Source organism: Pseudomonas sp. GZJR-8 (assembly GCF_002916705.1).
GTDB lineage: Bacteria > Pseudomonadota > Gammaproteobacteria > Pseudomonadales > Pseudomonadaceae > Aquipseudomonas > Aquipseudomonas synxantha_A.
Genome location: NZ_JXSI01000003.1, coordinates 180,888 through 207,315, shown reverse-complemented (window position 1 = coordinate 207,315; position 26,428 = coordinate 180,888). Strand labels below are relative to the sequence as shown.

The following is a 26,428-nucleotide window of genomic DNA, read 5'->3' as shown; positions in this document are numbered from 1 at the left end:
CTGAATGCACCGCTATTGGCAATTTGCCCATGCCATGGTCTAGACTGGCCGCGTTCTTGTCGGGGTGCCTTGTTGGAAGGCTGAGATCGGTAAATACCGGATCCCGTTGAACCTGATCAGGTTAGCGCCTGCGTAGGGAACAAGATTTCTCGTCACCCGGCGAGTCCTCTTGTGCTTCGTCCGGGATGTTGTTCGACAATCGAACAGCCTTCGTGCGCCAAGCACAGCACTGATTCCAGTGCGTCCGTCCGTCACAGGTTCGCTCCGACAAAAATCCACCGCCTGGATCAGTTGGAGAGCCCGTGATGAGCACTGAGATAAAAAGTACAAAACCAAAAAATACTGTGCACCTGAGTGAATCGGCCAAGGTCGACTCCGGTTCCGTGCAGCCGTTTACCCGCTCGCAGAAAATCTACGTGCAGGGCTCGCGCCCCGACATCCGCGTACCGATGCGGGAAATCAGCCTGGATGTGACCCCCACCGAGTTTGGCGGCGAAATCAACGCCCCTGTGGTGGTTTACGACACCTCCGGCCCCTATACCGACCCCAACGTCATCATCGATGTGCGCAAAGGCCTGGCTGATGTGCGCTCGCCGTGGATCGAAGAGCGGGGCGATACCGAGCGGTTGTCCTGCCTGAGCTCCAAATACGGCCAGGAACGCCTGGATAACCCGGACCTGGCCTACCTGCGCTTTGCCCACCTGCAAAACCCGCGTCGGGCGAAGGCCGGTGCCAACGTCAGCCAGATGCACTACGCACGAAAAGGCATCATTACGCCCGAGATGGAATACGTGGCCATCCGCGAAAACATGAAGCTCGAAGAAGCCCGTGCAGCCGGCCTGCTCAAGCAACAACATGCCGGGCACAGCTTTGGTGCCAGCATTCCGAAAATCATCACGCCTGAATTCGTGCGCGAAGAAATCGCCCGCGGCCGCGCAATTATCCCGGCCAACATCAACCACACCGAGCTGGAACCGATGATCATCGGCCGTAACTTTCTGGTGAAGATCAACGGCAATATCGGCAACAGCGCCTTGGGTTCGTCCATTGAAGAAGAAGTGGCGAAAATGACCTGGGGGATCCGCTGGGGTTCGGACAACATCATGGACTTGTCCACCGGCAAACATATTCACGAAACCCGCGAATGGATCATCCGTAACTCGCCCGTACCAATTGGCACCGTGCCGATCTACCAGGCCCTGGAAAAAGTCGACGGCGTGGCCGAGGATCTGACCTGGGAGTTGTTCCGCGACACCCTGATCGAGCAAGCCGAGCAGGGTGTGGACTATTTCACCATCCACGCCGGCGTGTTGCTGCGTTACGTACCGCTGACTGCCAACCGCGTGACCGGCATTGTCAGCCGTGGCGGCGCGATCATGGCCAAGTGGTGCCTGGCCCACCACAAGGAAAACTTCGCCTACACGCATTTCGAAGAAATCTGCGAAATCATGAAGGCCTATGACGTCAGCTTCTCCCTGGGGGACGGCCTGCGCCCGGGTTCGGTGGCCGATGCCAACGACGCTGCGCAATTCGGCGAGCTGGAAACCCTGGGCGAGTTGACCAAGATCGCCTGGAAGCACGACGTGCAGACCATGATCGAAGGCCCCGGCCATGTGCCGATGCAGTTGATCAAGGAGAACATGGACAAGCAACTGGAGTGCTGCGACGAGGCGCCGTTCTACACCCTCGGCCCGCTGACCACCGACATCGCGCCGGGCTACGATCACATCACTTCAGGTATCGGCGCGGCGATGATCGGCTGGTTCGGATGCGCCATGCTCTGCTACGTCACGCCCAAGGAACACCTGGGTTTGCCGAACAAGGATGATGTGAAGACCGGGATCATCACCTACAAGATCGCCGCACACGCCGCAGACCTTGCCAAGGGCCATCCGGGTGCGCAGATTCGCGATAACGCCTTGAGCAAGGCGCGCTTCGAATTCCGTTGGGAAGACCAGTTCAATCTCGGCCTGGACCCAGACACCGCACGGGCGTTTCACGACGAAACGCTGCCGAAGGAGTCGGCCAAGGTGGCGCATTTCTGCTCCATGTGCGGGCCGAAATTCTGTTCGATGAAGGTGACTCACGAAGTGCGTGAGTATGCGGCCAACCAGCGTATTGAAGCGGTGGATGTGGACGTGGCCAAGGGGTTGGCCGAGCAGGCGGAGCGGTTCAAGCGCGAAGGCAGTCAGCTCTACAAGAAGGTCTGATCCCGAGTCGGCGGTGCCTGCACGGCCGTCATCGCGGGCAAGCCCGGCTCCCACAGTTGATCGAGTTGTAGACAATTTTTGTGTCCACAGCCGGTCCCCTGTGGGAGCGGGCTTGCCCGCGATAGCGATCTCCCAAACAACAAGTGCCCCTTAGAGATCACACCCTTGGGCGGTCAGTGGCCCGCTGACGTTTGTACGGCAAATCCTGCGCAAATGGGGGATTTGGCTGCTGGCACTGGCGGGCGCCGGGCTCGGCATTCCGCTGCTGTTGATTCTGCTCGATGAGTCGGAAAACGCCTTTGCCGATATTCACTCGGCGGCGGTGTCCAGTGGGATGCTGTTGCGTATGAAAGTCGAGCACCTGGCGTTGGCCATTGGCCTGGTCTGTACCTTGATTGCCTGTTTTGCACCCTTGGCGCAATACCAGAACTTCCTGCTGCTGATCGGCTCAGTGTTTGCGCCGCTGTTCGGCGTGGTCGGTGCGACCCTGCCGGCATTGCTGCTGGCAGGGCTGTTGCAGTTGATTCTGGGCCGGGTTAGTGGCGTGCAGGCATCAGTTCAGGCTTGATCACACCCGTGAGGCGCGTATAGGGGATGGTAATTTCGATCAGCCCCTGTGCGTAAGGGGCGATGGTGGCAACGTTGTACTTGAGTACTACGCCACCACTGGTCAAGGCCACGTTCGGGGTTTTCTGGAATGGCCAGTTCTTCAGGAACTCCGGATCGCGGTCCATCTTGGTGTTGATCAACCAACTGTTATGCGCAACTTTCGCGGTGTTCCAGAATGCCTGCTCCTGGCCCGGCAGCAACATGTCGGCCAGGCTCAACTCCTTGTGCAGCAGGCGTGAATAGTTGATGAAACCACGGCCCGGCTCACCATGAGCGACGCCGGTGTCGAGGTAGCTGGACACTTCAACGATCACCAGTGCGTCATGTTGCTCGCGTACCTTGGCTTGCAGATACATGCTGTGGCGGTCCGCGGATTCGCGCAGGAACTTGTCTCGATAGGCATTGAGCGTGGCAGGCACACTGGCGCCAGGCGTAGTGCGGGTCATCTGCAGCAGGCGCTGTTCCACCAGGCTGTCGAGTTGCGGGTCGGCGGGGAAGTGCACGGTATCGATGTTCACCAGTGGGCAGTCCGGGCTATCACAGCCAGGCTTGATCTGTTCCGACTTGTCGGTCGTGACGTCCAGCGGCTTGAGCTGGCCGGGTTGGAACAGGCTCTGGCAAGCACCCAGGGTCAAGGCAATACAGGCCATGGAGGCGATTTTGAAAAGCGACATGTGTGTCCTTCGTAAATCGATGGAAAGCGAAAAGAGTAGCGCTTGGACTGCCAACAAGGCAGTCAGTTCGCCACTAGACTGATGGGGGAGAGTTTGACGTCCGCCGCCGGTCCCGGCAACCGGAAAGGGGCTGCATCAACGGGCAACGGCGCGTTAGGATGGCGCCAATTGCACAAGCACACTCCTTGTCAAAGAGAGGAAACACATGACGGACACCGCGAAGTCCACGCCGAACAAGATCGAGATCGTTCAGCGCGACAATAGCTACCAGGGCTTCTACAAGCTCGATCACGTGCAACTGCGCCACGAGAAATTCGACGGTGGCATGAGCCGCGTGATCAGCCGCGAAGTCTTCGTTCGCCATGACGCTGTGTGCGTGCTGCCCTACGACCCGCAACGTGACGAGGTGGTGCTGATCGAACAGTTCCGCGTGGGCGCCATGGGCCGCGCCGGCAACCCGTGGTTGGTAGAGATGGTCGCCGGCCTGATTGACAAGGATGAGCAACCGGAGGAGGTTGCACACCGCGAGGCCGAGGAGGAAGCTGGGTTGACGTTCTCCGCGCTGTGGCCGATCACCAAGTACTTCCCGTCGCCCGGCGGCAGTACCGAATTTGTCCACCTGTACCTGGGCCGTTGCGACGGCACGGGTGCTGGTGGCATCCATGGATTGGAAGAAGAGGCAGAAGATATCCGCGTCACCGTCTGGGCATTCGAAGACGCCCTGCAAGCGGTGCGCGACGGCAAAATTTCCAATGCAGCCAGCATCATCGCCCTGCAATGGCTTGCGCTTAACCGCGCGGAAGTGAGGGGGCTATGGCAGTAAAGGCACGGGAACGTTATCGAGTTGACCTGATCGGGCTGCAAGCCGCCTGCGAGGCCAATTATGCGCGGCTGATGCGCCTGCTTCCCGACATGCGCCACACTCCTGAGGCGCGGCGTATCGCCGTGACCCATGGCGACCAGATGCTTGGTGTGCTGACCCTGGAAGTCATCGTCAATTGCCCGTACACCACCACCCTGCGCGTACGCCAGGAACACAGCCTGCCCTGGCTGCCGGTGCCGCAACTTGAAGTGCAGGTGTACCACGACGCGCGTATGGCCGAAGTGATCAGCGCCGAACATGCGCGACGCTTTCGCAGCATCTATCCTTACCCGAATGTGTTCATGCACCAACCCGATGAGAAAGCACAGCTCAATGTGTTCCTCGGTGAATGGCTGAGCCACTGCCTGGCCCTGGGCCATGAGTTCGAAGTGGTGCGCTAGATGTGAATTGAGCCTGTTTCTCAGGTTTCCTCTTTGAGTCCTGCCCTAGCATAATCGTCAAATTATCCATGCCTGTGATTGCCAGGGAGAGCGCCTTGCCTCGCGTACCGACCATGAACCCTGATGCTGCGTTGTTGGTGCAATTGTCCGACAGCCATCTGTTTGCCGAAGCGGGCGGTACGCTGCTGGGCATGAACACCCGTGCAAGCTTGCAAAGCGTGATCGACTTGGTGCACGAGCAACAGCCGCGTATTGACCTGGTGCTGGCGACGGGCGACTTGTCCCAGGACGGCACACTGGCGTCGTACCAGCTATTTCGGAACATGACCGCGCCCATCGGTGCGCCGGCGCGCTGGATCCCGGGTAATCATGACGAGCCGCAGGTCATGGGCGAGGCCGCTGTGCAAAGCGATTTGCTCGAGCCCGTGGTGGACGTGGGCAACTGGCGCATAACCCTGCTGGACTCCGCAGTACCGGGTTCGGTGCCCGGTTACCTGCAGGATTCGCAACTGCAATTGCTTGCCCAGGCCCTGAGCGAGGCGCCCAGCCGCCATCATCTTGTGTGCTTGCACCATCATCCAGTGTCCATCGGCTGTGCGTGGATGGAGCCGATCGGCCTGCGCAATCCCGAGGCGCTGTTTGCCGTGCTTGACCGCTTCCCGCAGGTCAAGGCGCTGCTCTGGGGGCATGTGCATCAGGAAATCGACCGCGAGCGCAACGGCGTGCGGTTGCTGGCCTCACCGTCTACCTGCATCCAGTTCGCGCCGGGCAGCGAGGATTTCCAGGTCAGCGAGCAAGCGCCGGGGTATCGCTGGCTGCGCCTGTATGCCGACGGGCGGTTGGAGACGGGGGTAGAGCGGCTTCGGGACTTCGCGTTTACCGTCGACTACGGCAGCAACGGCTATTAAGACCTGCAAACACTGATCAAATGTGGGAGGGGGCAAGCCCTCTCCCACATGGGTTCTGCGGTGTCTGGAAGATCGGGTGCTCACACCTCACTCCGATCCCTGTAAACTGCGCCTCTTTGGCCCAAGCACGGAGAGCCCGGCATGTCCGCTTCGATCCTGTATATCCACGGCTTCAACAGTGCGCCAGCCTCCAACAAGGCCAGCCAGTTGATCACCGTAATGGGCAAGCTTGGCCTGTCCGACCGTTTGCGTGTGCCGGCCCTGCATCACCACCCGCGTCAGGCGATTCTGCAATTGGAGCAGGCCATTGACCAACTGGGGCGGCCGCTGCTGGTCGGCAGCTCACTCGGCGGCTACTATGCAACCCATCTTGCCGAACGCCATGGCCTGAAGGCGCTGCTGGTCAACCCGGCGGTCAGCCCCCATCGGATGTTCGACGGTTACCTGGGCACCCAGAAGAACCTCTACACCGATGAGACCTGGGAGTTGACCCATGATCACGTCGCAGCGCTGGCCGAGCTGGAAGTACCGGCGCCGCAGGATGCAGGGCGGTATCAGGTGTGGTTGCAGACCGGGGACGAAACCCTGGATTATCGCCTCGCCCAAGCGTATTACCGAGCCTGTGCCTTGCGCATCCAGGCCGGTGGCGATCATGGTTACCAAGGGTTCGCCGAGCAACTGCCGGCCTTATTGAGTTTTGCCGGCATTGGCGCAGATCAGTATCAATCCTTCGATTTTTCGTCACTGTAAAAAATCGCAGGTCACTTTTTAATCGAACGACTCACGACGAGACCCCATGGCCACTCCCAGCGCTAGCTCTTATAACGCCGACGCCATCGAAGTCCTCTCGGGCCTCGACCCGGTGCGCAAACGCCCCGGCATGTACACCGACACCAGCCGGCCGAACCACCTTGCCCAGGAAGTCATCGACAACAGCGTCGACGAAGCCTTGGCCGGGCACGCGAAGTCGGTACAAGTCATCCTCCATGCCGATCACTCCCTTGAAGTGTCCGACGATGGTCGCGGCATGCCGGTGGACATTCACCCGGAAGAGGGCGTGTCGGGCGTCGAGCTGATCCTCACCAAACTGCACGCCGGCGGCAAGTTCTCCAACAAGAACTACCAGTTCTCCGGTGGTTTGCACGGCGTGGGTATTTCGGTGGTCAACGCCCTGTCGACGCAAGTGCGGGTCAAGGTCAAGCGCGACGGTAACGAGTACCAGATGACCTTCGCCGATGGCTATAAAGCCACCGACCTGGAAGTGGTTGGCACCGTTGGCAAGCGCAACACCGGTACCAGCGTGTACTTCGCCCCGGACCCGAAATACTTCGATTCGCCGAAATTCTCCATCAGCCGGCTCAAGCATGTGCTCAAGGCCAAGGCCGTATTGTGCCCCGGCCTGCTGGTCAGCTTTGAAGACAAAGGCACCGGCGAGAAGGTCGAATGGCATTACGAAGATGGCCTGCGCTCCTACCTGGAAGACTCCGTCAGCGACTTCGAACGCCTGCCCAACGAGCCGTTCTGCGGCAGCCTGGCCGGTAATAAGGAAGCCGTCGACTGGGCGTTGCTGTGGTTGCCCGAAGGTGGCGACAGTGTGCAGGAAAGCTACGTCAACCTGATCCCCACCGCCCAGGGCGGCACCCATGTCAACGGTTTGCGCCAGGGCTTGCTGGATGCCATGCGCGAATTCTGCGAATACCGCAGCCTGTTGCCGCGCGGCGTGAAGCTGGCGCCGGAAGACGTGTGGGAGCGCATCGCGTTCGTGCTGTCGATGAAGATGCAGGAGCCGCAATTCTCCGGCCAGACCAAAGAGCGCCTGTCGTCCCGTGAGGCGGCGGCATTTGTCTCCGGTGTGGTCAAGGATGCCTTCAGCCTGTGGCTCAACGAGCACCCGGAACTGGGCCTGGCCCTGGCGGAGCTGGCGATCAACAACGCCGGTCGTCGCCTGAAGGCCAGCAAGAAAGTCGAGCGCAAGCGCATCACCCAGGGCCCGGCATTGCCCGGCAAACTGGCCGACTGCGCCGGGCAGGACCCGATGCGTTCCGAGCTGTTCCTGGTGGAAGGTGACTCTGCCGGCGGTTCCGCCAAACAAGCGCGGGACAAAGAGTTCCAGGCGATCCTGCCGTTGCGCGGCAAGATCCTCAACACCTGGGAAGTCGACGGCAGCGAAGTGCTCGCCAGCCAGGAAGTGCACAATATCGCTGTCGCTATCGGTGTCGACCCTGGCGCGGCGGACATGAGCCAGCTGCGCTACGGCAAGATCTGCATCCTCGCCGACGCCGACTCCGACGGCCTGCACATTGCTACGTTGTTGTGCGCGTTGTTCGTGCAGCATTTCCGCCCATTGGTGGATGCCGGTCACGTCTACGTCGCCATGCCGCCGCTGTACCGCATCGATTTGGGCAAGGAGATTTTCTACGCCCTGGACGAAGCCGAGCGCGATGGCATCCTCGATCGCCTGGTGGCCGAGAAAAAACGCGGCAAGCCACAGGTCACGCGATTCAAGGGCCTGGGTGAAATGAACCCACCGCAGTTGCGCGAAACCACCATGGACCCCAATACCCGGCGCCTGGTGCAACTGACCCTGGAAGACTTCGCCGGCACCTCGGAAATGATGGACATGCTGCTGGCGAAGAAGCGTGCGCCGGATCGCAAAGCCTGGCTGGAATCCAAGGGCAACCTGGCCGAGGTTCTGGGCTGATGCGCACAGGCTTCGCCCTGGCGATGCTGATGTTGAGCGCACTGGCAACTCCCCACGTGGTTGCAGCCGGCGTGGCAGAGCTGAAGCTGGTATCCGAGCACCCGGTGGACGGCATGCGCGGCGGTAACCTATCGGGCCTGGCGTTGTGTGGCGCAGAACTGTGGACGGTTTCCGACCGCGATGATGATCAGATCTACCGCCTGGATACCCGCGCACCGACCTGGAACGCCGAAGCTCTGAAGATTGACGTGCCGCCCGTGCCCGAGTCGGGTTTGCCCTGGGGGCTGCGTTCACGCACCAAGGCCGCGTCGTTCATTCGCGGTGGTGACCTGGATTTCGAGGGCATCAGCTGTGATGCCGCAGGTAACCGCTACATTGTCAGCGAAGCCCATGCTGCAGTGCTGCAGGTACCTGCGACGGGCGCGCCCGAGTGGTTGAAAATCGCCCCGGGCATGGTGCGTGAGGCGCGGGCCAGTGGCATGTTGCTGCACTTCAATGCCTTGTTCGAGGGACTGGCGGTGAACCCCGAAGGCAACCAGATCTGGCTGGCCGCCGAGCGTGAGCGTCGCGGCCTGATCTCGATCAAGCGCGGGCAGAGCGTATGGGATTGCGATGGCCGGTGCGTGTTGTTGAGCGAGGCCGGGCAGGAAGTGCAACCGGCGCAGTTTACCAACGCCAAGGCAGTGTCCAATGACTTTGCCGACCTGGCGCTGTTCAATGGCAAGCTGTTTACCCTGGAGCGCAATGCGTTCCAGATTTGCCGACGCGACACAGTCACGGCCAAGGTTGAGCTGTGTTGGTCGTTTGCTGAAGAGACCCTGACGCCGCAGCGGCGTTATCCACAGCCTTACGGCCTGGCCGAAGCCCTGCTGTTGGACGCCGACGGTGCATGGATCGGTATAGACAACAATTTCGGCCCCCGCGCCGATGGTGAAAAACGCCCCGTGGTCTATCGTTTCGCCGCCCCTGCCGGTGGCTGGAGCGCCCAGCCATGAGCCAGCCGTTTTTTCAATTGACCCGGCGCAGCGGCAGTTCCGCTGCGCGTTAACCAACAATGATGAGGCCCGCATGAGTGACATCCTCGCAGACAGCTTAGATGGCGTAGAACGCCGGTCGCTGGCTGACTTCACCGAAAATGCCTACCTCAACTACTCCATGTACGTGATCATGGACCGTGCCCTGCCGCATATCGGCGACGGCCTTAAGCCCGTGCAACGGCGCATCATCTACGCCATGAGTGAGCTGGGCCTGGACGCTGATTCCAAGCACAAGAAGTCGGCGCGTACCGTCGGTGACGTACTCGGCAAGTTCCACCCCCACGGCGATTCGGCGTGTTATGAAGCCATGGTGCTGATGGCCCAGCCATTCAGCTATCGCTATACGCTGGTGGACGGGCAGGGCAACTGGGGTGCGCCGGATGATCCCAAGTCCTTCGCCGCCATGCGTTACACCGAAGCGCGGCTGTCGCGTTATTCCGAAGTGCTGCTCAGCGAGCTGGGCCAGGGCACGGCGAACTGGGGGCCGAACTTTGACGGCACCCTCGACGAACCCCTGGTATTGCCAGCACGTTTGCCGAATATCCTGCTCAATGGCACCACCGGTATCGCCGTTGGTATGGCCACTGATGTGCCGCCGCATAACCTGCGCGAAGTTGCCACTGCCTGCGTGCGCCTGCTGGACGAGCCCAAGGCCACGGTCGAGCAGTTGTGTGAACATATCCAGGGCCCGGATTACCCGACCGAAGCGGAAATCATCACGCCGCGCGCCGACCTGCTGAAGATGTACGAAACCGGCAAGGGCTCGGTGCGTATGCGCGCCGTGTACCATATCGAAGATGGCGACATTATTGTCACCGCGCTGCCGCACCAGGTGTCCGGTGCCAAGGTGCTGGAGCAGATTGCCGCGTTGATGCAGGCCAAGCCGTCGAAACTGCCCCAGGTTGCCGACCTGCGTGATGAGTCCGACCACGAGAACCCGTGCCGTATCGTGATCATCCCGACCAACAGCCGGGTCGATCATGAAGTGCTGATGCAGCATCTGTTCGCCAGCACCGACCTGGAGTCCAGCTACCGGGTCAACGTCAATATCATCGGCCTGGATGGCAAGCCGCAGTTGAAGAACCTGCGCAACCTGCTGGTGGAGTGGCTGGAATTTCGCGTACAGACCGTGCGCCGCCGCCTGCAGTTTCGCCTCGACAAGGTCGAGCGCCGCCTGCATCTGTTGGACGGCTTGCTGATTGCCTACCTCAACCTGGATGAAGTGATCCATATCATCCGTACCGCCGAGCACCCGAAAGCCGAGTTGATCGCGCGTTTCGAGCTGAGCGAAATCCAGGCTGACTACATCCTCGACACGCGCTTGCGCCAATTGGCACGCCTGGAAGAAATGAAGCTGCGTGACGAGCAAGACGCGTTGCTCAAGGAACAAGCCAAGCTGCAAGCGCTGCTGGGCAGCGAAGCCAAGCTCAAGAAGCTGGTACGCAGTGAGCTGATCAAAGACGCCGAAACCTATGGCGACGACCGTCGTTCGCCGATCGTCGAGCGTGCTGAAGCCAAGGCTCTGACAGAAACTGAGTTGTTGCCTAACGAGAAAATTACCGTCGTTTTGTCGGAAAAGGGTTGGGTTCGTTCCGCCAAAGGGCATGATATTGACGCCACCGGCCTTTCGTACAAAGCCGGTGATGGCTTCAAGACCGCCGCCGCCGGGCGCTCCAATCAGTTCGCGGTGTTTATCGACTCGACCGGGCGGAGTTATTCGGTGCCGGCCCACACCCTGCCGTCCGCACGGGGGCAGGGCGAGCCGTTGACCGGACGCCTCACGCCGCCACCGGGGGCGAATTTCGAGTGCGTGCTGCTGCCGGACGATGATTCGCTGTACGTCATCGCCTCTGACGCTGGTTACGGTTTCGTGGTCAAGGGTGAAGACCTGCAAGCCAAGAACAAGGCGGGCAAGGCGCTGTTGAGCCTGCCGAACAACGCCAAGGTGATCCTGCCAAGGCCGGTGGATGATCGTGAAAGCAACTGGTTGGCTTCGGTGACCACCGAAGGGCGTTTGCTGGTGTTCAAGATCAGCGATCTGCCGCAGTTGGGCAAAGGCAAGGGCAACAAGATTATCGGGATCCCCGGTGACCGGGTGGCCAGTCGCGAAGAGTACGTAACAGACATCGCCGTGGTCCCGGAAGGCTCTACCCTGGTGCTCCAGGCCGGCAAGCGCACGTTGTCATTGCGCCCAGACGACCTTGAACACTACAAGGGCGAGCGTGGTCGACGCGGTAACAAACTGCCTAGAGGTTTCCAGCGAGTGGATGCCTTGTTGGTAGAAACGCCGGTTTAAGGCGTACTAGAGCACTCGATCTACGATTTAACCTGTAGATCGATGCTTTCGCGCTGGAGTCATGGCGCATATTCACGGATGATATGGCCTTTCCAGCGCCGGCGTGGCCGAGCGTGTTCAGGTTATTTTTAGTATTACATTGTGGTTCGCCTTGTGGCAGCCACTTGGATGGGATGATGACTGCTCCACGCCTTCCTCTATTTTTGATGCTCGCTGGCCTTTTGGGGCTGGCGGGTTGCAGCACGCACCAACCGGTGTCGCTGTACCAGCTGGACAGCGGTAGCCCGGCTCAGCCAGCCCAAACGGCTGGCATGGCGGTATTGCTCGGTCCGGTAGTCGTTGCCGATTACCTGCAACGCGAAACCCTGCTGCAACGTCAGAACGACGGCAGCCTGCAAGGTTCCACTGATGGTCGTTGGGCGGGCAGCTTGTCGTCCGATATCAATCAACTGATGTTGCGTCAGGTTGCAGGGCAGTTGGATAGCCAGCGTGTGGTCCTGGCACCAGGGCCATCGGGATTCACTCCGGATGTGCAGGTGCTGCTGACGATTACGCGGCTCGACTCCGGCAAATCGCAACCGGCGATTCTGGATGCACAGTGGCGCCTGATCGACCGTCGCGGACAAGTACGGGATAACCGCATCGTGCACCTGCAGGAAGAGCATACCGGCACCACCGCTTCTCAGGTCCAGGCCCAGGGTGTGCTGTTGCAGCACTTGGCGCAGCAGTTGTCGGTGGCGCTCAAGCCATTGGCGAACCAGCCGCCGATTGCCGAGGTGCAGCCGCGTAAACAGGCCCCAGCCCAGGCCAAACCGGCAGCCCCGGAAAAGCCGAAGATGCCGATGGCTACGCCGATTCGTACCGATCTGGAAGTGTTCAGGTTCTGATCTGAATCGCAGCCAAACAAAAGGCCCGCTGAATAAGCGGGCCTTTTTGTTTGTGCAGGATTTGAGTCATGTTGAAGATCAACTGTGGGAGCGGGAATCACTCCACAGTAGGTATTTCAGGGCTTGCGGGTCTCATGCATCCGCGCCAGCTGGCGTTCGAGCATCGAGGGGTACGGTTCCATCAGCCGCTCTACGCAACTGGCCCCTTCAGGGCTGGCAATCGGACGGATACGTGCGCGTTGGCGGATCAGCGTGTCTTCACTGATCTTGCGTTCCACCAGCAGCAGGTTGCGGCTGTGTTGGGACAGGGCCAGGGCATCCTGGGCGATTTCGGTGAGCAGCAGGTCGATCTGGCTCATGCCGAACAGGTCATCACCCACGGTCAAGCCAAGCTGCAATTGCAGGGTAATGCCGCTGTCGGCCACTTCGATCTGCAGGGCATGGCCCAGCGCGCGCAGCAATTCGCCGCAGCAAATTGCATTGGTCAGGTAGTCTTCGCCGCTGTCTTCGCTGTGGAACAGCATCAGGGTGCTGCCATCGTTCAACGTGTGCAGCTCGCTCTGGTACAGCGAGGCGGCCTGGTCGAGACAATCGCGGTAGCGTTCGAGCAGTTCGGTCAGCCGGGCACGAGGCAGGCGGCGCAGCTGCTCCTGGGAGCCCAATTGCACGGCGAGTACTGCACTGTGCTGCGGCTCGGTGTTCCTGACCACCGCAACGGGTTTTGTCGCAGCGGCCGGGGCCACGGCCGAGGTATCGCGCAGGTCGGCGAAGGGGTCTTCCTCGTCGAGTTCGTCTTCCTCGGCCTTGACCACATGGCGCGGTGCAGGCTTGAGGCCGGCCACCGGAGCGCTTTCGTCAAAGCCCGGGTCGCGCAGGTCACGTACTTCAAACTCAGGCTCATCGCTGTAGTCGTCGGTATCGTCGTATTCGGGTTCCGGTTCGACTTCAGGCGCTTTCGGCTCCGGAGCGAAGCTGGTATGGAGCTGGCGCGCGAGGTCGCCGATTTCATCCTGGCGATCAGTGGCCGGGGTGTGTTCGTCGATATCCCGCAGCCAGATACGCAGTTGCATCAGCGGTGTGGAGATATGCCTCCCCAGGCGCAGGCTCAAGGCCAGGGCCAGGGCCAGCAGGATCGCGCTCAAGATACCCATGCTTTGCAGGCTGATGGTCATCGGCTGCTGGAACTGCTGCATGTCGAGGCTGATACGCAGTTGGCCGGCTTTCACATCCTGAAAGGTGATATTGCTCTGGTAGAGGCCCTCGGCTTCACCCAGCAAGCCGTTCTTCGGGCGCTGCCCGGCTTCGGCCATGATCCGGTTGTCCACGCTATAAATGGCGGCGTGAGCTACCAGCGGGTTCTTGGTCAGGTTGTTGAGCAGCACGTTGAGGCTGAGGATGTCGTTGGACACCAGCAGCTCAGTCGCCGAGGTGGCCGTCTGGGTCGTCAGGCTCGCACCCAGGGCGTCGGCTTGCTCATGCATGGCCTGCTTGAACTGCAAACCCATCACGCAGGCGTAGATTACCAGGGCCAAGGCGACCAGGATCACGTTATGGCTGGCGATGCGTAATGCGATCGGTACACGGCGGTGGCGCAGTGCCCGGAAGATCAGCAGGAAGAAGTTATCGGTTTTTACTGGCGTGGGCCGGTTCACTTGCGCTCGGCTCTTGGTCCGTGAAGTTGACGCGCAGTATAGCGACAGGCCCATGACCGGCAAAGCACTGGCTGTGCCCGATGGTCACTGAAAGTGGGTAGAATGCGGTTTTTTTCCAGCCTGGGGGTGCGCTTTGCGCGAAATTGTCCTGATCAACATCACGGGTGAAGACCGGCCGGGTCTCACCGCGGCCATTACCGGCGTCCTGGCCCAGGGTGGTGTGAACATCCTCGACATCGGTCAGGCGGTGATCCACGACACCCTGTCGTTCGGCATCCTGGTGGAGATCCCCAGCACCGAACAGGCTTCGTCGGTACTCAAGGACATCCTGTTTACGGCCTATAAGCTGGATCAACAGGTGCGTTTCACCCCCGTGTCCGAAGCCGATTACCAGCACTGGGTAGAAGGCCAGGGCAAAAAACGCCATATCGTGACGTTGCTTACTCGCAAGGTAACGGCTGAACAATTGCAGCGTGTCAGCTCGATCACGGCCCACTACGGATTGAATATCGACCACATTGACCGTCTGTCGGGTCGTATGCCCTTGGACACCCCAGCCGACAAAGGCAAGGGCTGCATCGAGTTTTCTGTGCGCGGTGAACCGGCTGACGCGCAAGCGCTGCGGGCCGAATTCCTGAGCGTGGCCCAGGAGTTGAATGTCGATATCGCCTTCCAGGAAGATTCGCTGTTCCGTCGCAACCGTCGTTTGGCGGTGTTCGACATGGACTCCACCCTGATCGAAGCCGAAGTCATCGACGAACTGGCCAAGGCAGCGGGAGTCGGCGAGCAAGTCAGCGAGATTACCGAGCGGGCGATGGCCGGTGAGCTGGATTTCCGTGCCAGCTTCAAGGAGCGCCTGGCGTTGCTCAAGGGCCTGGACGTGAGCGTGCTGGACTCCATCGGCGCATCCCTGCGCCTGACGGAAGGCGCCGAAACCCTGTTCGCCGAACTCAAGCGCCTGGGCTACAAGACCGCCATCCTGTCGGGCGGCTTCACCTACTTCGCCAAGCAGTTGCAGGCGAAGTTGGGCATTGACTACGTGTTCGCCAACGAGCTGGAAGTGGTGGACGGCAAAGTGACCGGCGTGGCCGTCGAGCCGATTGTCGATGCGCAGCGCAAGGCCGACCTGCTCAAGGAATTGGCGCACAAGGAAGGCTTGCGTCTGGAGCAGACCATTGCGGTCGGCGACGGCGCCAATGACTTGCCGATGCTGGCGATTGCAGGATTGGGTGTGGCGTTTCGCGCCAAGCCGTTGGTCAAGCAGTCGGCCAAACAGGCGATTTCAACGCTGGGGCTCGATGGCGTGTTGTATCTGCTGGGCTTGCGCGACCGCGACGGTCAGTTATAAGCCGATCTCACTGTAGAAATACAGTCAAAAATGTGGGAGCCGGGCTTGCCCGCGATAGCGGCAGTTCAGTCAATGATGTGTTGACTGACACTCCGCTATCGCGGGCAAGCCCGGCTCCCACATAGGATGTCACCAGCAATATCAGGCTTTCGGCAATGCGATACCCTGGCCCATCTGCACTGGCGTACCCGCTGCCAGTTCTTCAGCCCACTTCACCTGATCCGGCCCGAACAGCACGATGGCGGTCGAGCCCAGCTTGAAACGGCCCAGCTCCGCACCTTTTTCCAAATGAATCGGCGCACGTGCGGCTTCGTCGTAGCGGAAGGTTTTCAGCTCGCGCTTGGGCGGCGTTACCAACCCGGCCCACACCGTCTCAATCGACGCGACGATCATCGCACCCACCAACACCACGGCCATCGGGCCGCGCTCGGTGTCAAACAGGCATACAACCCGCTCGTTGCGCGCAAACAGCTCCGGTACGTTTTCGGCGGTGGTCTGGTTGACCGAGAAAATCCGACCTGGCACATAGACCATCTCACGCAAGGTGCCGGCCAGTGGCATGTGCACCCGGTGGTAGTCTTTGGGTGACAGGTAAATAGTCGCAAAATCGCCTCCCATGAACGGTGCAGCCAGCGCCGCGTCGCCACCGAGCAATTCCAGCACGCTGAAGCTGTGGCCCTTGGCCTGGAACACACGGCCATGTTCGATAGGGCCTAGCTGGCTGACGGCGCCATCGGCCGGGCTCAGCACGGCACCGGGAGTCTGGTCGAGCGGGCGGGCGCCGTCTTTCAAGGCGCGGGTGAAGAACGCGTTGAAATGCTCATAGGCGCTCAGGTCTTCAACCAGGGCCTGGGACATGTCCACTTGATAGCGCTTGGCGAACCAGGCGGTGAAGGCGTTCTTGAACCAGCGCACGCGGCACTCGGCAATGCAGCCGGCCAGGCGCGAGAGCAAGTGGTGTGGCAGCAAGTACTGGCTGAGGATAAACAACTGCTTTTTCATAACTGTCCTTAAACCTTAAATCTCAACGGGGGTGTCGGGGTGGTTGCCCCATTCGCCCCAGGAACCGGCATAGCCTTTGACTCGTGGATAACCGAGCGCCTTGGCCACCAGGTAGGTGAAGCCAGAGCGGTGGTGAGTCTGGCAGTGGGTAATGATTTCTTTATCGCGGGTCAGCCCGAGCTCTTCGAGGACCTGTGGCATGTCGCGACGGATGCGCAGGTTGCGCGCCTTGTCCATGCCGGCGGTCCATTCGAAATTCACCGCGCCGGGAATATGGCCCCCCTTGGCGGCGAGCACTTTTTCGCCGGAATATTCCAGCGGGCCGCGGGCATCCCAGACGCCCAGGTCGGCCGCGCCGAGACGGCTTTGCAGGTACTCACGGGTAGCCGTGGGGCCATCGTGCAACGTGAGGCTGACGGGGCCGCCTGCCGGCGCGGGCACTTCGATGGAGAGTGGGTACTTTTCCTCCAGCCATGCCAGCAGGCCGCCGTCGAGGTAGTGATATTTCTGGTGACCGATCACGTCGAGCATCCAGATAAAGCGTCCGGCCCAGCCGCCGCCTTCGTCGTCATAGACCACGTAGGTCGCGTCCGGGGTGTGGCCCAGTTCGCCGAACAGTTTTTCCAGGTCGGCCTTGCTCGGCAGCAAGCCGGGTGCCGGTGGCTGGCCCAGTTGGGTGCGCTTGGGGTCAACAAAATGCGCGCCGGGGATATGCCCTTCGGCGTAGCGGGCGGCACTGGTGAGGTCCACCAGAATCAAGTGCTCGGCATCCAGTTGAGCGAGCAGGTCACTGGATTCGATCACCAGCGGCAAGCCAGAGAAGTCAGGCATGTGAGGTCTCCTGGGCACAAATGTTGGTGATAAAGGCCGCTGATTGTAGCGCAAGCATCAGGCGCTGCGGTTGGTAAAGCTGTGCAGGGCTTTTTCGATGCATTGGGCGGTTTTGCCGAACGCCTGCACGGTGGTTTCCGAGAATGGTCCGCCGCCTTGGTCCGCCACTACCAGCATCACCACGCGGCCATTGCAGCTCAGCGAACGCAGCAGCAAGTGCTCGCCCGTAAACAGGCGACGCAGGATAGGCGGCAGCAGGGCGGAAAACTGCGCATGGTTGTCGGGGGTCAGACGCACCTGAGCGGACTTTTCCAGAAGGCGTTGCAGCAATGTGCTGTTGACCACATCCAGGCTCAGGTGCGCGGCGTCCCTGGGCAAACCGTCGGCCTGATGCACGCGCAGGGTGCTCAGGGCGCGATCGGCCATGAACAACAACACCCGCTGCATGCCACTGGCAACCAAGGCGTGCTTGGCGCAGGTGGTCAGGTGCATGGCGTTGGCAAAGCGGCTCGGCTCGACCAGCAACTCGGTGCAATGAGTGCGCCATACGGCCAGGGCTTCAGCCGTGGGCGGCGGCGCGGGCAACAAGCCGCGATGGACTTTTTGCACATGCCACGGCCAGATCAGCGACAGCGCCGGGTGCCAGAGGTCGGGCATCAAGGTGGTGCGGGCGCTCGTGACTGCCTGCTGGTGCGCCTGTTGTTGCACATCACTCAAGGGCACTTGCAGGTATAGCGCGGTGAGGTATTGCCAGCGTTCGGTGTGCGGGCAGGTCCAGGATTCCTGGGCGGACATCGCCAGGCCGTTGGCCAGCAACACGGTATTGGCTGGCTGGTTCAGCCAGCGGCGCAGGTTGGGGTCGGCGTCGAGCAATTGCTGGTGGCGCAAGGCGTCGTCTTCGCGGGCAATGTGCAGCGCCTTGACCAGCAGGCGTTGCTCGGCCAGCAGCAGCTTGTAGCCCTGCGAAACCCAGATCGGCAGGTGCCAGGCTTCGGTCAGGCCCAGGCACAGGTCCAGCAAGCGCACACCGAACAGTTCCTGCTCGACCTGGCGCGCCGACTGGCCCTTGTGAATCACCCGCAGCTCCCATTCCTCCAAAAGCTTGGGGTAGGCGACGGCCATCGGCCACAGTGGCGACAGAAACAGCAGGCTGCCCCAGTGGATGTCCTGCCATAGCCGCGCCAGGCGACTGCCGAACAAGCCGTTGGCTTGCTGGGACGCGTGCTGGCTGACCAGCAGCAGTTGGCGCAATGCGGCTGGGATTTCTCCAGCCGGCACCGAAGGTAGGCGTGCCAGCAACTCCTCGGCACGTTTGAGGCCGAGACGGTTAAGCGCTACTTCGAGGTTTTCGGCGGGCTCGGCCAGGCTCCCATGGGCTTGGCTGTTGGCCTCGCGCATCACGCTCAGCACCAGCGCCGGGCTGTTTTGCATCAGCTCGGCAATATCTCGCAATGAACTGCGACTGTCGCGGATGGCTTTGCACACGCGCTCATGGTTGGCCTGGGGAACGGGCAGCAGCACGTCGTCCAGGCGCTTGATCCAAGCGGCGAGGGTGGTGGGGCGGTTCGTTGGGACTGTCGTTTCGATTGCCATGATTGGGGCGCGATCATCACTTGTGTTCAACACACCCGGAACGGGCCGAATTGGCTTTTCGCCTTAACGGGCTATAGTCTGGCGCAGTTTTGCCGATAAGTAGAACAAGAGTTTTCTGCTGCACCCACTATGTCCATGAACCCGACGGCGCAAGTACCCATCTCCTATGGCTAAAATTATCGGCATCATTGTCGTCATCGCAAGTGTGCTCGGAGGGTACGTCCTCTCCCACGGTAAAATCGCCGCATTGATCCAACCTTTCGAAGTGCTGATCATCGGCGGCGCCGCGTTTGGCGCATTCTTGCAGGCCAACCCCGGCTACATGACCATGCACGTGATCAAGAAATCGCTGGGCATGTTCAGTTCGCGTTTTTCCCACACCTTCTATCTGGAAGTGCTGGGGCTGATCTACGAGATCCTCAACAAGAGCCGCCGCGAAGGCATGATGGCGATCGAAGGCGACATCGAAGACGCCGCCGCCAGCCCGATTTTCGCCAAGTACCCGGCCGTGCTCAAAGATGAGCGCATGACCGCTTATATCTGTGACTACCTGCGCATCATGTCCTCCGGCAACATGGCTCCCCACGAGCTGGAAGGCCTGTTCGACATGGAGTTGTTCAGCCTCAAGGAAGAGCTGGAGCATCCTTCCCATGCCGTGACCGGCATCGCCGATGGCATGCCCGGTTTCGGCATTGTCGCGGCGGTGCTGGGTATCGTGGTGACCATGGCGTCCTTGGGCGAGGGCGATCAAGCGGCCATCGGCATGCACGTGGGTGCGGCGCTGGTGGGTACCTTCTTCGGTATTCTCGCGGCCTATGGCTTCTTCGGCCCGCTCGCTACTTCCCTGGCCCACGATGCCAAGGAAGAGGTCAACCTCTACGAAGCGATCAAGGCGTGCCTGGTGGCATCAGCATCGGGGATGCCGCCATCGCTGGCCGTGGAGTTCGGGCGCAAGGTGCTGTACCCCAAGCATCGCCCAAGTTTCTCCGAGCTGGAACAAGCGGTTCGCGGTCGCTAAGCCATGGAAAACAACCAGCCGATCATCATCAAGCGCGTCAAGCGCTTCGCTGCGGGGCACCATGGTGGTGCCTGGAAAATCGCGTTTGCCGACTTTGCCACGGCGATGATGGCGTTCTTCCTGGTGCTGTGGCTGATGTCCACCGCCACACCGGAACAGAAGATCGCCATCGCCGGTTACTTCAAAGACCCGATTGGCTTTTCGGAAAGCGGTACGCCATTTGTCATCGATCTGGGCGGTTCACCGCAACTGGCGCCAGAGCGCACCATCAACCCGGAAGTGCAAACTGAGTCGCCCCAGGAAAAAATCCCGATTGAGCGCGATACCGTCGAAACCATGGCCGAGCAGGTCGAGCAGGAACGCCTGGAGCTGTTGCTGCAGGAATTGCAGAACAAGGTCGAAGAAAACCCGCAACTGCTGAAGTTCAAGGACCAGATTTCGTTCGAGATCACGCCCGAAGGGCTGCGCATCCAGATCACGGACGCCGCCAACCGGCCGATGTTCGATTCCGGCAGTGCGCGCTTGAAGCCGTACTTTGAAGACATCCTGCTGGCCATGGCCGACACCATCAAGGCGGTACCGAACAAGATCAGCATCAGCGGCCATACCGACGCCAAGCCCTACGCGGGCCAGGGCGACTTCGGCAACTGGGAACTCTCGGCCAACCGCGCCAACGCCGCCCGCCGTGCGCTGGTGGCCGGCAGCTATCCGGACCCACAAGTGGCACGGGTGGTGGGCTTTGCCTCATCGCAGTTATTTGATCCCAAAGACCCGTTCAACCCGGTCAACCGCCGTATCGATATCGTGGTGCTGACCAAAAAGGCCCAGCGTGCGATTGAAGGCGACCAGCCACCGCCACCGGTACCGACTCAGGGCGATGGTGCCCCTGGCGAAGTGCCGGCCGACCCCAACGCACTGCCGCCTGAGCAGGAGCCACTGCCGGCCCATGAGTTGCGGCAGAAGCTGAACCTGTTTGATGACGGTGGGATGAAGGATCCTACGGTGCCTGCGCCGGCCTCGTAACTTATCTCTCTACAGCAGAAACCAAAACGCCCCGAATCATTCGGGGCGTTTTCATTGGCGGTCAGAGTGGCAGGTAGGCTTTGACACCATTAACTACGCCCCGCATGTCGTCGGCGCACAGGCGTGGGACAACCTTGCGGATTTTCAGCATTTCCGGTGCAACAAAACCTCGTGTGAAGTCACACAGCAGCACGTCGCCTTGTTTGGGGTGATAGTAGAGAGCCAATGTTAATTCCCCACAAAAAGCAAAGCCGCCCGAAGGCGGCTTCATTCGACACGCAGCGGAGCTTGCTTCGCCCCTTCTGCGCCGCTGGATCAACCCCGAAAAGGATCCAGACTCCTGCCAGCTTTCGCTGGTGACGGAGCAATTATGGGCATCAGGAAATCTGAATACAAGCTGGCTTGTGTGTATGAGCCACCCAGTTGATCCGGATTCTTGATTCCCGCTCCTGTTAAATCAATGGGCTAGGGCATTCAGCGCCGTGGTTTATGTGTATCAAGAAATTGACCGTCAATAACTGCTCTCAGGCAAGCTCGCAATAATCGACCGATAGCTGTTCATCCGCTGCTGTTGCACGCGGCCATCTTCCAGGGCCTTGAGCAATGCACAGCCCGGCTCGCGGTCGTGTTTGCAGTCGCGGAAGCGGCAGGTGCCGATCAGGTCGTTGAACTCGATAAAGCCCGCCTCCACATCGCTGCGGCTGACGTGGCCCAAGCCGAATTCACGAATACCCGGGGAGTCGATAAGCTCGCCGCCACCGGGGAAGTGGAACAGCCTCGCAGTGGTGGTGGTGTGGGTGCCTTGGCCGGAAAGCTCCGACAGCGGCCCCACGCGGGTATCGACTTCCGGCAACAGGCTGTTGACCAGCGATGACTTGCCCACGCCAGACTGGCCGACAAACACGCTGATGCGCCCGTCCAGCTGCTGTTGCAGCTGTTCCATGCCGTTGCCGTGATGGGCCGACACTTCCAGCACCGGGTAGCCCAGGGTGCGATAGACCGCCAGCAACGCATTGAGCGCCGGGGCGTTTTGCTCGTCGATCAGGTCGAATTTGTTCAACAGCAACAGCGGGCGGATGCCGGCGTGTTCGGCCGCGACCAGGTAGCGGTCGATCAGGTTGGCATGGGGCTCGGGCAACGGTGCGAACACGATCACAATCATGTCGACGTTGGCTGCCACCGGCTTGAGCTGGCCACGGCTGTCGGGGCGACGCAGTTCGGTGCTACGCGGCAACTGGGCGACGATCACGCCGATGCCCTGGTTGCCGGCGCGCCACACGACTTTGTCGCCGGTCACCAGCGCAGGCAGGTTGGCGCGCAGGTGGCAACGGGACACCGAGCCTGCGAGTTCGCCTTCCAGCGCCTCGACTTCGACTTGCACACCAAAGTGCGCGATCACCAGGCCCGTTTGTTCGGGGCCCAGGTCGCCGCCCTCGAGCGCTTCCACGGCGGAGGATTCACGTTTGGCGGCACGCGCTGCGCGTTCACCTTGAATCTTTTCGATGCGCCAGTTTTGGCGACGGTTGAGCTGGCGTTTGGCCATTGGTGTTCCGTGTCGATAATGCAAAAGTTGGGTAAAACGGTCGCGAGTCTAGCACGGCCCCGCCTGCTAAACTGCGCAGCTACGCCAAGGTGCCAAGAGAATCAAGCCATGCAAAACCCACAGAACCTGATTTGGATCGATCTGGAAATGACCGGTCTGAACCCCGACAGCGACGTCATCATCGAGATGGCGACGATTGTTACCGACAGCAACCTCAACACCTTGGCCGAAGGTCCGGTGATCGCCATCCACCACAGCGACGCCGTGCTCGCCACCATGGATGAGTGGAACACCCGCACCCACGGTAACTCCGGGCTGACCCAGCGTGTGCGCGACAGCCGCATCAGCATGGCCGAAGCCGAAGCCGAAACCATCGCATTCCTGGAAAAATGGGTGCCCAAGGGCAAGTCGCCGATCTGCGGCAACAGCATCTGCCAGGACCGTCGCTTCCTTTATACGCATATGAAGGCGCTGGAGAGCTACTTCCACTATCGCAACCTGGACGTATCGACGCTTAAAGAGCTGGCTGCGCGTTGGGCGCCGGAAGTCAAAGACAGCTTCCATAAAGGCAGCACGCACCTGGCGCTGGATGATATTCGTGAGTCGATCGCCGAGTTGCAGCATTACCGCAAGCATTTCATCAAGGCTTGAAAACGGGCGACTGCTGAACATGTGGGAGGGGTTTGCAAATCCAAGTGTTGGAGAGCGTTTGCCCCCTTTTGGTGCCATCAGCAAATGATTAGACTGCCGGCCTCCCTGCAAGGATCGCCATCATGCTGTTGATGCTCTACCTCATCGCCATCACCGCCGAAGCCATGACCGGCGCCTTGTCCGCCGGTCGGCGCGGCATGGACTGGTTTGGCGTGGTGCTCATCGCCTGCGTGACGGCCCTGGGCGGTGGTTCGGTGCGCGATGTGCTGCTCGGCCACTACCCGCTGACCTGGGTCAAGCACCCGGAGTACCTGGTGCTGACCTCCGTCGCGGCGCTGGTGACGATCTTTATCGCGCCGCTGATGCGCCGCCTGCGCTCACTGTTTTTGGCGCTGGACGCCTTGGGGTTGGTGGCATTCACCCTGATCGGCTGCATGACCGCCCTGGAAATGGGTCACGGCATGTTGGTGGCGTCCGTCAGCGGGGTCATCACCGGCGTATTCGGGGGCATCCTGCGGGATATCTTCTGTAACGACATTCCGCTGATCTTCCGCCGCGAGTTGTACGCCAGCGTGTCGTTCCTGGCCGCCTGGTTCTACTTGCTGTGCCTGTATCTGGAACTGCCGAGCGAACAGGCGATTCTGCTGACGCTGTTCAGTGGCTTTCTACTGCGTTTGCTGGCGATCCGTTTTCACTGGGAAATGCCCAAGTTCGTCTACAACGACGACGTACACTAGCGGGCCGCGTGCTGGTTCAGCGCCCATTCCACATGCTCGCGAACCAGCTCTGAGGGGTAGTCCCGCCGCGCCTTCAAGGCTTCCAATACCGGAATGCTTGACGGCGCATTGCCCAGGCCCACCGCCAGATTGCGTAACCAGCGCTCGTAACCGGCGCGGCGCAGGGGGGAGCCCTCGGTGCTGCTGAGGAATTTATCCTCGTCCCACATAAATAGTTCGGCTAACTCGGCGTTATCCAGGTTGTGCCTGGGCTTGAAATCGCTTTCGGCAGTGGGTCGAGCGAAACGATTCCATGGGCAAACGATCTGACAGTCATCGCAGCCAAAGACGCGGTTGCCGATCAGTGGGCGCAGGTCCTCGGGAATGGCGCTCTTTAGCTCGATGGTCAGGTAGGAGATGCAGCGCCGGGCGTCCAGCACGTAAGGGCCGACGAAGGCGTTGGTGGGGCAGATGTCCAGGCACGCCGTGCAACGGCCGCAGTGCTCGGTAGTGTGGGGTGGGTCCACCGGCAACGGTAAATCGACAAACAGTTCGCTCAAGAAGAAATAACTGCCGGCCTTGCGGTTGAGCACAAGGGTGTTTTTACCGATCCAGCCCAGTCCGGCTTGTTCGGCGATGGCTTTTTCCAGGACCGGCGCGCTGTCGACAAAGGCGCGAAAGCCGAACGGCCCGATCTGCGCCTGGATGCGGTCGGCCAGCTGCTGCACGCGCTTGCGGATCAGCTTGTGGTAGTCGCGGCCCAGGGCGTAGCGCGAGATATAGGCTTTTTCCGGCTGGCCCAGCAGTTGCGCCATCTGGGTGTCGCCGGGCAGGTAGTCCATGCGCAGTGACACCACGCGCAAGGTGCCGGGTACCAGTTCCTCGGGATGGGAGCGTTTGCTGCCGTGGGCGCCCATGTAGTCCATCTCGCCGTGGTAGCCCGCGTCGAGCCAGCGTTGCAGGTGCTGTTCATGCTCAGCCAGGTCCAGGCCACTGATGCCGACTTGTTGAAAGCCCAGCTCGCGGCCCCAGTCTTTGATCGATTGGGCGAGGGCGGGCAGATCGGAGGTAATAGCAGGCATGAGACACGGGAAACCACAGGTTAGATGCGTATAATTCTGCCAGACATCGGAGCTTGAAGACGCATGCCTCAGACAAAACACCCAATTACCGACGTTCAGCTGTTGTTGCCCGGCCATTTGCCGCAACTGGCTGCGCGTTCTCCGGACGCCCATAAGGGCCAGTTCGGCCACCTGCTGGTCATCGGTGGTGACCGTGGCTTTGGCGGTGCGGCGCTGCTGAGCACCGAAAGTGCCCTGCGCGGTGGCGCCGGCATGGTCTCGCTGGCAACTCGACCGGAACATGTGCCAGCCGCTCTGGCCCGGCTGCCGGAAGTCATGGCTGTCGGCGTGAGCTCGGCCAACCAGTTGATGGGCCTGCTGGAAAAAATCTCGGTGATCGTCATTGGCCCAGGCCTGGGCGATGCCGCTTGGGGCAAAAGCCTGTTGTCGGTCGCGGCCAATGCCCGCCAGCCGCAGGTGTGGGACGCCGACGCGCTCAATCAACTGGCCACTGGCAGCGTCGAGCTGCCGGCCAACTGTGTGATTACGCCTCATCCGGGCGAAGCTGCGCGTTTGTTGGGGCTATCGACAGCCGAGGTTCAGGCCGATCGCCTTAATGTGGCGCGCGCGTTGAGCCAAAAATTCAATGCAGTGGCTATCCTCAAGGGTGCTGGCAGTTTGATTGCCAGCCCGGATGGACGGCTTGCCCGTTGTGATCAAGGCCACCCGGCGATGGCGACGGCGGGGCTTGGGGATGTCTTGGCTGGTCTGGTCGGCGCGCTATTGGCTCAGGGTATGCCCGCGTACGAGGCAAGCTGCCTGGCGGTGTGGTTGCACGCTACCGCTGGCGACCGCCAGGGCAGTTTTGGTCGGGGGCTGGCTGCCAGCGACCTGATCCCTGCCATTCGTCAATTGCTGGAGGAGCAGTCGCCGTGCCTGAAGTAATTCTTTTCCTGGCAGATGAAGAGGCCATGGTCGCGTTGGGGCAGCGTCTTTCGCAGGTCACGCAAGGGGCAGGGTTGATCTTTCTCGAAGGCGATCTCGGCGCAGGCAAAACCACATTGTCCCGGGGGATTATTCGCGGCCTGGGCCATGCCGGCGCGGTAAAAAGCCCGACCTTTACGTTGGTCGAGCCCTACGAGATCGGCGACGTGCGTGCTTTCCACTTCGATCTTTATCGCCTGGTAGATCCAGAGGAACTGGAGTACATGGGCATCCGTGATTACTTCGATGAAGATGCGCTGTGCCTGATCGAATGGCCAGATAAAGGCACAGGCTTTTTGCCAAAGCCAGACATGACCATTACCATTACGCCGCATGAGCACGGACGTCAGCTGAAGTTGTTGCCCCAGAGCGTGCGCGCTGAAGCGTGGTGCACCGCTCTGGCATTGGAATTCAAATAAAA

General features: G+C 60.7%; 24 protein-coding genes, 1 pseudogene and 1 riboswitch. Of the genes and pseudogenes, 17 read left to right on the top strand and 8 right to left on the bottom strand.

Going from position 1 to position 26,428, the window contains the following annotated elements; translation table 11 throughout:
- The first annotated feature begins 50 nt into the window (after positions 1-50).
- Positions 51-156: riboswitch (TPP riboswitch) on the top strand.
- A 149-nt stretch (positions 157-305) separates the two neighbouring features.
- Both thiC and TK42_RS07240 read left to right on the top strand, forming a co-directional pair.
- A complete protein-coding gene (gene thiC, locus TK42_RS07245) occupies positions 306-2,210 on the top strand; it encodes a phosphomethylpyrimidine synthase ThiC (protein WP_032878242.1) in 1,905 nt (634 codons plus the stop codon).
- 226 nt (positions 2,211-2,436) lie between these two features.
- Positions 2,437-2,778 (top strand): annotated as a pseudogene (locus tag TK42_RS07240) (putative hydroxymethylpyrimidine transporter CytX); the annotation flags it as partial.
- Here the strand turns inward: TK42_RS07240 and TK42_RS07235 are convergent.
- Positions 2,747-3,493 (bottom strand): RsiV family protein, encoded by a 747-nt coding sequence (locus TK42_RS07235; protein WP_032878238.1) that lies wholly within the window; start codon positions 3,491-3,493, stop codon positions 2,747-2,749. The pseudogene TK42_RS07240 and the gene TK42_RS07235 sit on opposite strands and share 32 nt — an antisense overlap.
- 205 nt (positions 3,494-3,698) lie before the next feature.
- Here TK42_RS07235 and TK42_RS07230 point away from each other — a divergent pair, with 205 nt between their 5' ends.
- The 8 genes from TK42_RS07230 (at position 3,699) to TK42_RS07195 (ending at position 12,585) form a co-directional block, all read left to right on the top strand.
- A complete protein-coding gene (locus tag TK42_RS07230; protein ID WP_032878236.1) occupies positions 3,699-4,316 on the top strand; it encodes an NUDIX domain-containing protein in 618 nt (205 codons plus the stop codon).
- Positions 4,307-4,756: a DUF1249 domain-containing protein gene (locus TK42_RS07225; RefSeq protein ID WP_003209507.1), complete on the top strand. Its 450-nt coding sequence runs from the start codon at positions 4,307-4,309 to the stop codon at positions 4,754-4,756. Before TK42_RS07230 ends, TK42_RS07225 begins: the two co-directional genes overlap by 10 nt.
- Positions 4,757-4,869: 113 nt before the next feature.
- Positions 4,870-5,664 carry a 3',5'-cyclic-AMP phosphodiesterase gene (cpdA, locus tag TK42_RS07220; RefSeq protein WP_371920238.1) on the top strand — a complete coding sequence of 265 codons (795 nt, stop codon included), beginning with the start codon at positions 4,870-4,872 and terminating at the stop codon, positions 5,662-5,664.
- A 141-nt stretch (positions 5,665-5,805) separates the two neighbouring features.
- On the top strand, positions 5,806-6,414 hold the full coding sequence (locus TK42_RS07215) for a YqiA/YcfP family alpha/beta fold hydrolase (protein WP_078820136.1): 609 nt from the start codon (positions 5,806-5,808) through the stop codon (positions 6,412-6,414).
- A gap of 46 nt (positions 6,415-6,460) precedes the next feature.
- Positions 6,461-8,365: a DNA topoisomerase IV subunit B gene (parE, locus tag TK42_RS07210; protein ID WP_005784190.1), complete on the top strand. Its 1,905-nt coding sequence runs from the start codon at positions 6,461-6,463 to the stop codon at positions 8,363-8,365.
- Positions 8,365-9,360: an esterase-like activity of phytase family protein gene (locus tag TK42_RS07205; RefSeq protein ID WP_103733913.1), complete on the top strand. Its 996-nt coding sequence runs from the start codon at positions 8,365-8,367 to the stop codon at positions 9,358-9,360. Before parE ends, TK42_RS07205 begins: the two co-directional genes overlap by 1 nt.
- A 73-nt stretch (positions 9,361-9,433) precedes the next feature.
- Complete coding sequence (gene parC / locus TK42_RS07200; protein ID WP_032878231.1) at positions 9,434-11,698, top strand: DNA topoisomerase IV subunit A; 2,265 nt, start codon at positions 9,434-9,436, stop codon at positions 11,696-11,698.
- A gap of 173 nt (positions 11,699-11,871) precedes the next feature.
- A complete protein-coding gene (locus TK42_RS07195; protein ID WP_005784196.1) occupies positions 11,872-12,585 on the top strand; it encodes a membrane integrity-associated transporter subunit PqiC in 714 nt (237 codons plus the stop codon).
- A 116-nt stretch (positions 12,586-12,701) separates the two neighbouring features.
- Here the strand turns inward: TK42_RS07195 and TK42_RS07190 are convergent, their stop codons facing one another.
- Complete coding sequence (locus tag TK42_RS07190; RefSeq protein WP_032878227.1) at positions 12,702-14,237, bottom strand: HAMP domain-containing protein; 1,536 nt, start codon at positions 14,235-14,237, stop codon at positions 12,702-12,704.
- 133 nt (positions 14,238-14,370) lie between these two features.
- Here TK42_RS07190 and serB point away from each other — a divergent pair, with 133 nt between their 5' ends.
- Positions 14,371-15,585 carry a phosphoserine phosphatase SerB gene (gene serB / locus TK42_RS07185; protein ID WP_057702577.1) on the top strand — a complete coding sequence of 405 codons (1,215 nt, stop codon included), beginning with the start codon at positions 14,371-14,373 and terminating at the stop codon, positions 15,583-15,585.
- Between the two features lie 141 nt (positions 15,586-15,726).
- Here the strand turns inward: serB and asd are convergent, their stop codons facing one another.
- Genes asd through TK42_RS07170 form a run of 3 tightly spaced genes read right to left on the bottom strand, consistent with a single transcriptional unit; the run spans position 15,727 to position 19,011 of the window.
- Positions 15,727-16,587: an archaetidylserine decarboxylase gene (asd, locus tag TK42_RS07180; RefSeq protein WP_032878223.1), complete on the bottom strand. Its 861-nt coding sequence runs from the start codon at positions 16,585-16,587 to the stop codon at positions 15,727-15,729.
- Between the two features lie 15 nt (positions 16,588-16,602).
- A complete protein-coding gene (rhdA, locus tag TK42_RS07175) occupies positions 16,603-17,418 on the bottom strand; it encodes a thiosulfate sulfurtransferase (RefSeq protein ID WP_032878220.1) in 816 nt (271 codons plus the stop codon).
- A gap of 57 nt (positions 17,419-17,475) precedes the next feature.
- A complete protein-coding gene (locus TK42_RS07170) occupies positions 17,476-19,011 on the bottom strand; it encodes an HDOD domain-containing protein (RefSeq protein ID WP_032878218.1) in 1,536 nt (511 codons plus the stop codon).
- Between the two features lie 166 nt (positions 19,012-19,177).
- On the opposite strand from TK42_RS07170, the gene motA reads away from it, so the two are divergent.
- Together motA and motB are read left to right on the top strand one after the other, a co-directional pair.
- On the top strand, positions 19,178-20,029 hold the full coding sequence (motA, locus tag TK42_RS07165) for a flagellar motor stator protein MotA (protein WP_005784209.1): 852 nt from the start codon (positions 19,178-19,180) through the stop codon (positions 20,027-20,029).
- Between the two features lie 3 nt (positions 20,030-20,032).
- Positions 20,033-21,052, top strand: a complete 1,020-nt coding sequence (gene motB / locus TK42_RS07160) for a flagellar motor protein MotB (protein ID WP_046070637.1) — start codon at positions 20,033-20,035, stop codon at positions 21,050-21,052.
- Positions 21,053-21,113: 61 nt separating this feature from the next.
- Here the strand turns inward: motB and TK42_RS26785 are convergent, their stop codons facing one another.
- A complete protein-coding gene (locus TK42_RS26785; RefSeq protein ID WP_078820139.1) occupies positions 21,114-21,323 on the bottom strand; it encodes a hypothetical protein in 210 nt (69 codons plus the stop codon).
- A 240-nt stretch (positions 21,324-21,563) separates the two neighbouring features.
- Complete coding sequence (gene rsgA / locus TK42_RS07155; protein ID WP_005784215.1) at positions 21,564-22,595, bottom strand: small ribosomal subunit biogenesis GTPase RsgA; 1,032 nt, start codon at positions 22,593-22,595, stop codon at positions 21,564-21,566.
- 108 nt (positions 22,596-22,703) lie between these two features.
- Between rsgA and orn the strand changes: the two genes are divergently transcribed.
- Together orn and TK42_RS07145 are read left to right on the top strand one after the other, a co-directional pair.
- Positions 22,704-23,246, top strand: coding sequence for an oligoribonuclease (gene orn, locus TK42_RS07150; protein ID WP_005784217.1), 543 nt, complete (start codon positions 22,704-22,706; stop codon positions 23,244-23,246).
- Positions 23,247-23,365: 119 nt separating this feature from the next.
- A complete protein-coding gene (locus TK42_RS07145; RefSeq protein WP_172833454.1) occupies positions 23,366-23,983 on the top strand; it encodes a trimeric intracellular cation channel family protein in 618 nt (205 codons plus the stop codon).
- Here TK42_RS07145 and queG read toward each other — a convergent pair.
- The gene (queG, locus tag TK42_RS07140; RefSeq protein ID WP_032878214.1) at positions 23,980-25,044 is read right to left on the bottom strand and encodes a tRNA epoxyqueuosine(34) reductase QueG; all 1,065 of its coding nucleotides are present in this window, start codon (positions 25,042-25,044) and stop codon (positions 23,980-23,982) included. The genes TK42_RS07145 and queG overlap by 4 nt on opposite strands.
- A 63-nt stretch (positions 25,045-25,107) precedes the next feature.
- Here queG and TK42_RS07135 point away from each other — a divergent pair, with 63 nt between their 5' ends.
- Entirely contained in the window at positions 25,108-25,968 is an 861-nt protein-coding gene (locus tag TK42_RS07135; protein ID WP_032878212.1) for an NAD(P)H-hydrate dehydratase, read from the top strand.
- Complete coding sequence (tsaE, locus tag TK42_RS07130) at positions 25,956-26,426, top strand: tRNA (adenosine(37)-N6)-threonylcarbamoyltransferase complex ATPase subunit type 1 TsaE (RefSeq protein ID WP_103733912.1); 471 nt, start codon at positions 25,956-25,958, stop codon at positions 26,424-26,426. Before TK42_RS07135 ends, tsaE begins: the two co-directional genes overlap by 13 nt.
- Positions 26,427-26,428 lie beyond the last annotated feature (2 nt).

What these genes read in the sequence shown, in the direction of transcription:
- thiC (WP_032878242.1), top strand. Translation starts at nt 306, where the DNA reads ATGAGCACTGAGATAAAAAGTACAAAACCAAAAAATACTGTGCACCTG.
- TK42_RS07235 (WP_032878238.1), bottom strand. Translation starts at nt 3,493, where the DNA reads ATGTCGCTTTTCAAAATCGCCTCCATGGCCTGTATTGCCTTGACCCTG.
- TK42_RS07230 (WP_032878236.1), top strand. Translation starts at nt 3,699, where the DNA reads ATGACGGACACCGCGAAGTCCACGCCGAACAAGATCGAGATCGTTCAG.
- TK42_RS07225 (WP_003209507.1), top strand. Translation starts at nt 4,307, where the DNA reads ATGGCAGTAAAGGCACGGGAACGTTATCGAGTTGACCTGATCGGGCTG.
- cpdA (WP_371920238.1), top strand. Translation starts at nt 4,870, where the DNA reads ATGAACCCTGATGCTGCGTTGTTGGTGCAATTGTCCGACAGCCATCTG.
- TK42_RS07215 (WP_078820136.1), top strand. Translation starts at nt 5,806, where the DNA reads ATGTCCGCTTCGATCCTGTATATCCACGGCTTCAACAGTGCGCCAGCC.
- parE (WP_005784190.1), top strand. Translation starts at nt 6,461, where the DNA reads ATGGCCACTCCCAGCGCTAGCTCTTATAACGCCGACGCCATCGAAGTC.
- TK42_RS07205 (WP_103733913.1), top strand. Translation starts at nt 8,365, where the DNA reads ATGCGCACAGGCTTCGCCCTGGCGATGCTGATGTTGAGCGCACTGGCA.
- parC (WP_032878231.1), top strand. Translation starts at nt 9,434, where the DNA reads ATGAGTGACATCCTCGCAGACAGCTTAGATGGCGTAGAACGCCGGTCG.
- TK42_RS07195 (WP_005784196.1), top strand. Translation starts at nt 11,872, where the DNA reads ATGATGACTGCTCCACGCCTTCCTCTATTTTTGATGCTCGCTGGCCTT.
- asd (WP_032878223.1), bottom strand. Translation starts at nt 16,587, where the DNA reads ATGAAAAAGCAGTTGTTTATCCTCAGCCAGTACTTGCTGCCACACCAC.
- rhdA (WP_032878220.1), bottom strand. Translation starts at nt 17,418, where the DNA reads ATGCCTGACTTCTCTGGCTTGCCGCTGGTGATCGAATCCAGTGACCTG.
- TK42_RS07170 (WP_032878218.1), bottom strand. Translation starts at nt 19,011, where the DNA reads ATGGCAATCGAAACGACAGTCCCAACGAACCGCCCCACCACCCTCGCC.
- motA (WP_005784209.1), top strand. Translation starts at nt 19,178, where the DNA reads ATGGCTAAAATTATCGGCATCATTGTCGTCATCGCAAGTGTGCTCGGA.
- motB (WP_046070637.1), top strand. Translation starts at nt 20,033, where the DNA reads ATGGAAAACAACCAGCCGATCATCATCAAGCGCGTCAAGCGCTTCGCT.
- TK42_RS26785 (WP_078820139.1), bottom strand. Translation starts at nt 21,323, where the DNA reads ATGAAGCCGCCTTCGGGCGGCTTTGCTTTTTGTGGGGAATTAACATTG.
- rsgA (WP_005784215.1), bottom strand. Translation starts at nt 22,595, where the DNA reads ATGGCCAAACGCCAGCTCAACCGTCGCCAAAACTGGCGCATCGAAAAG.
- orn (WP_005784217.1), top strand. Translation starts at nt 22,704, where the DNA reads ATGCAAAACCCACAGAACCTGATTTGGATCGATCTGGAAATGACCGGT.
- queG (WP_032878214.1), bottom strand. Translation starts at nt 25,044, where the DNA reads ATGCCTGCTATTACCTCCGATCTGCCCGCCCTCGCCCAATCGATCAAA.
- TK42_RS07135 (WP_032878212.1), top strand. Translation starts at nt 25,108, where the DNA reads ATGCCTCAGACAAAACACCCAATTACCGACGTTCAGCTGTTGTTGCCC.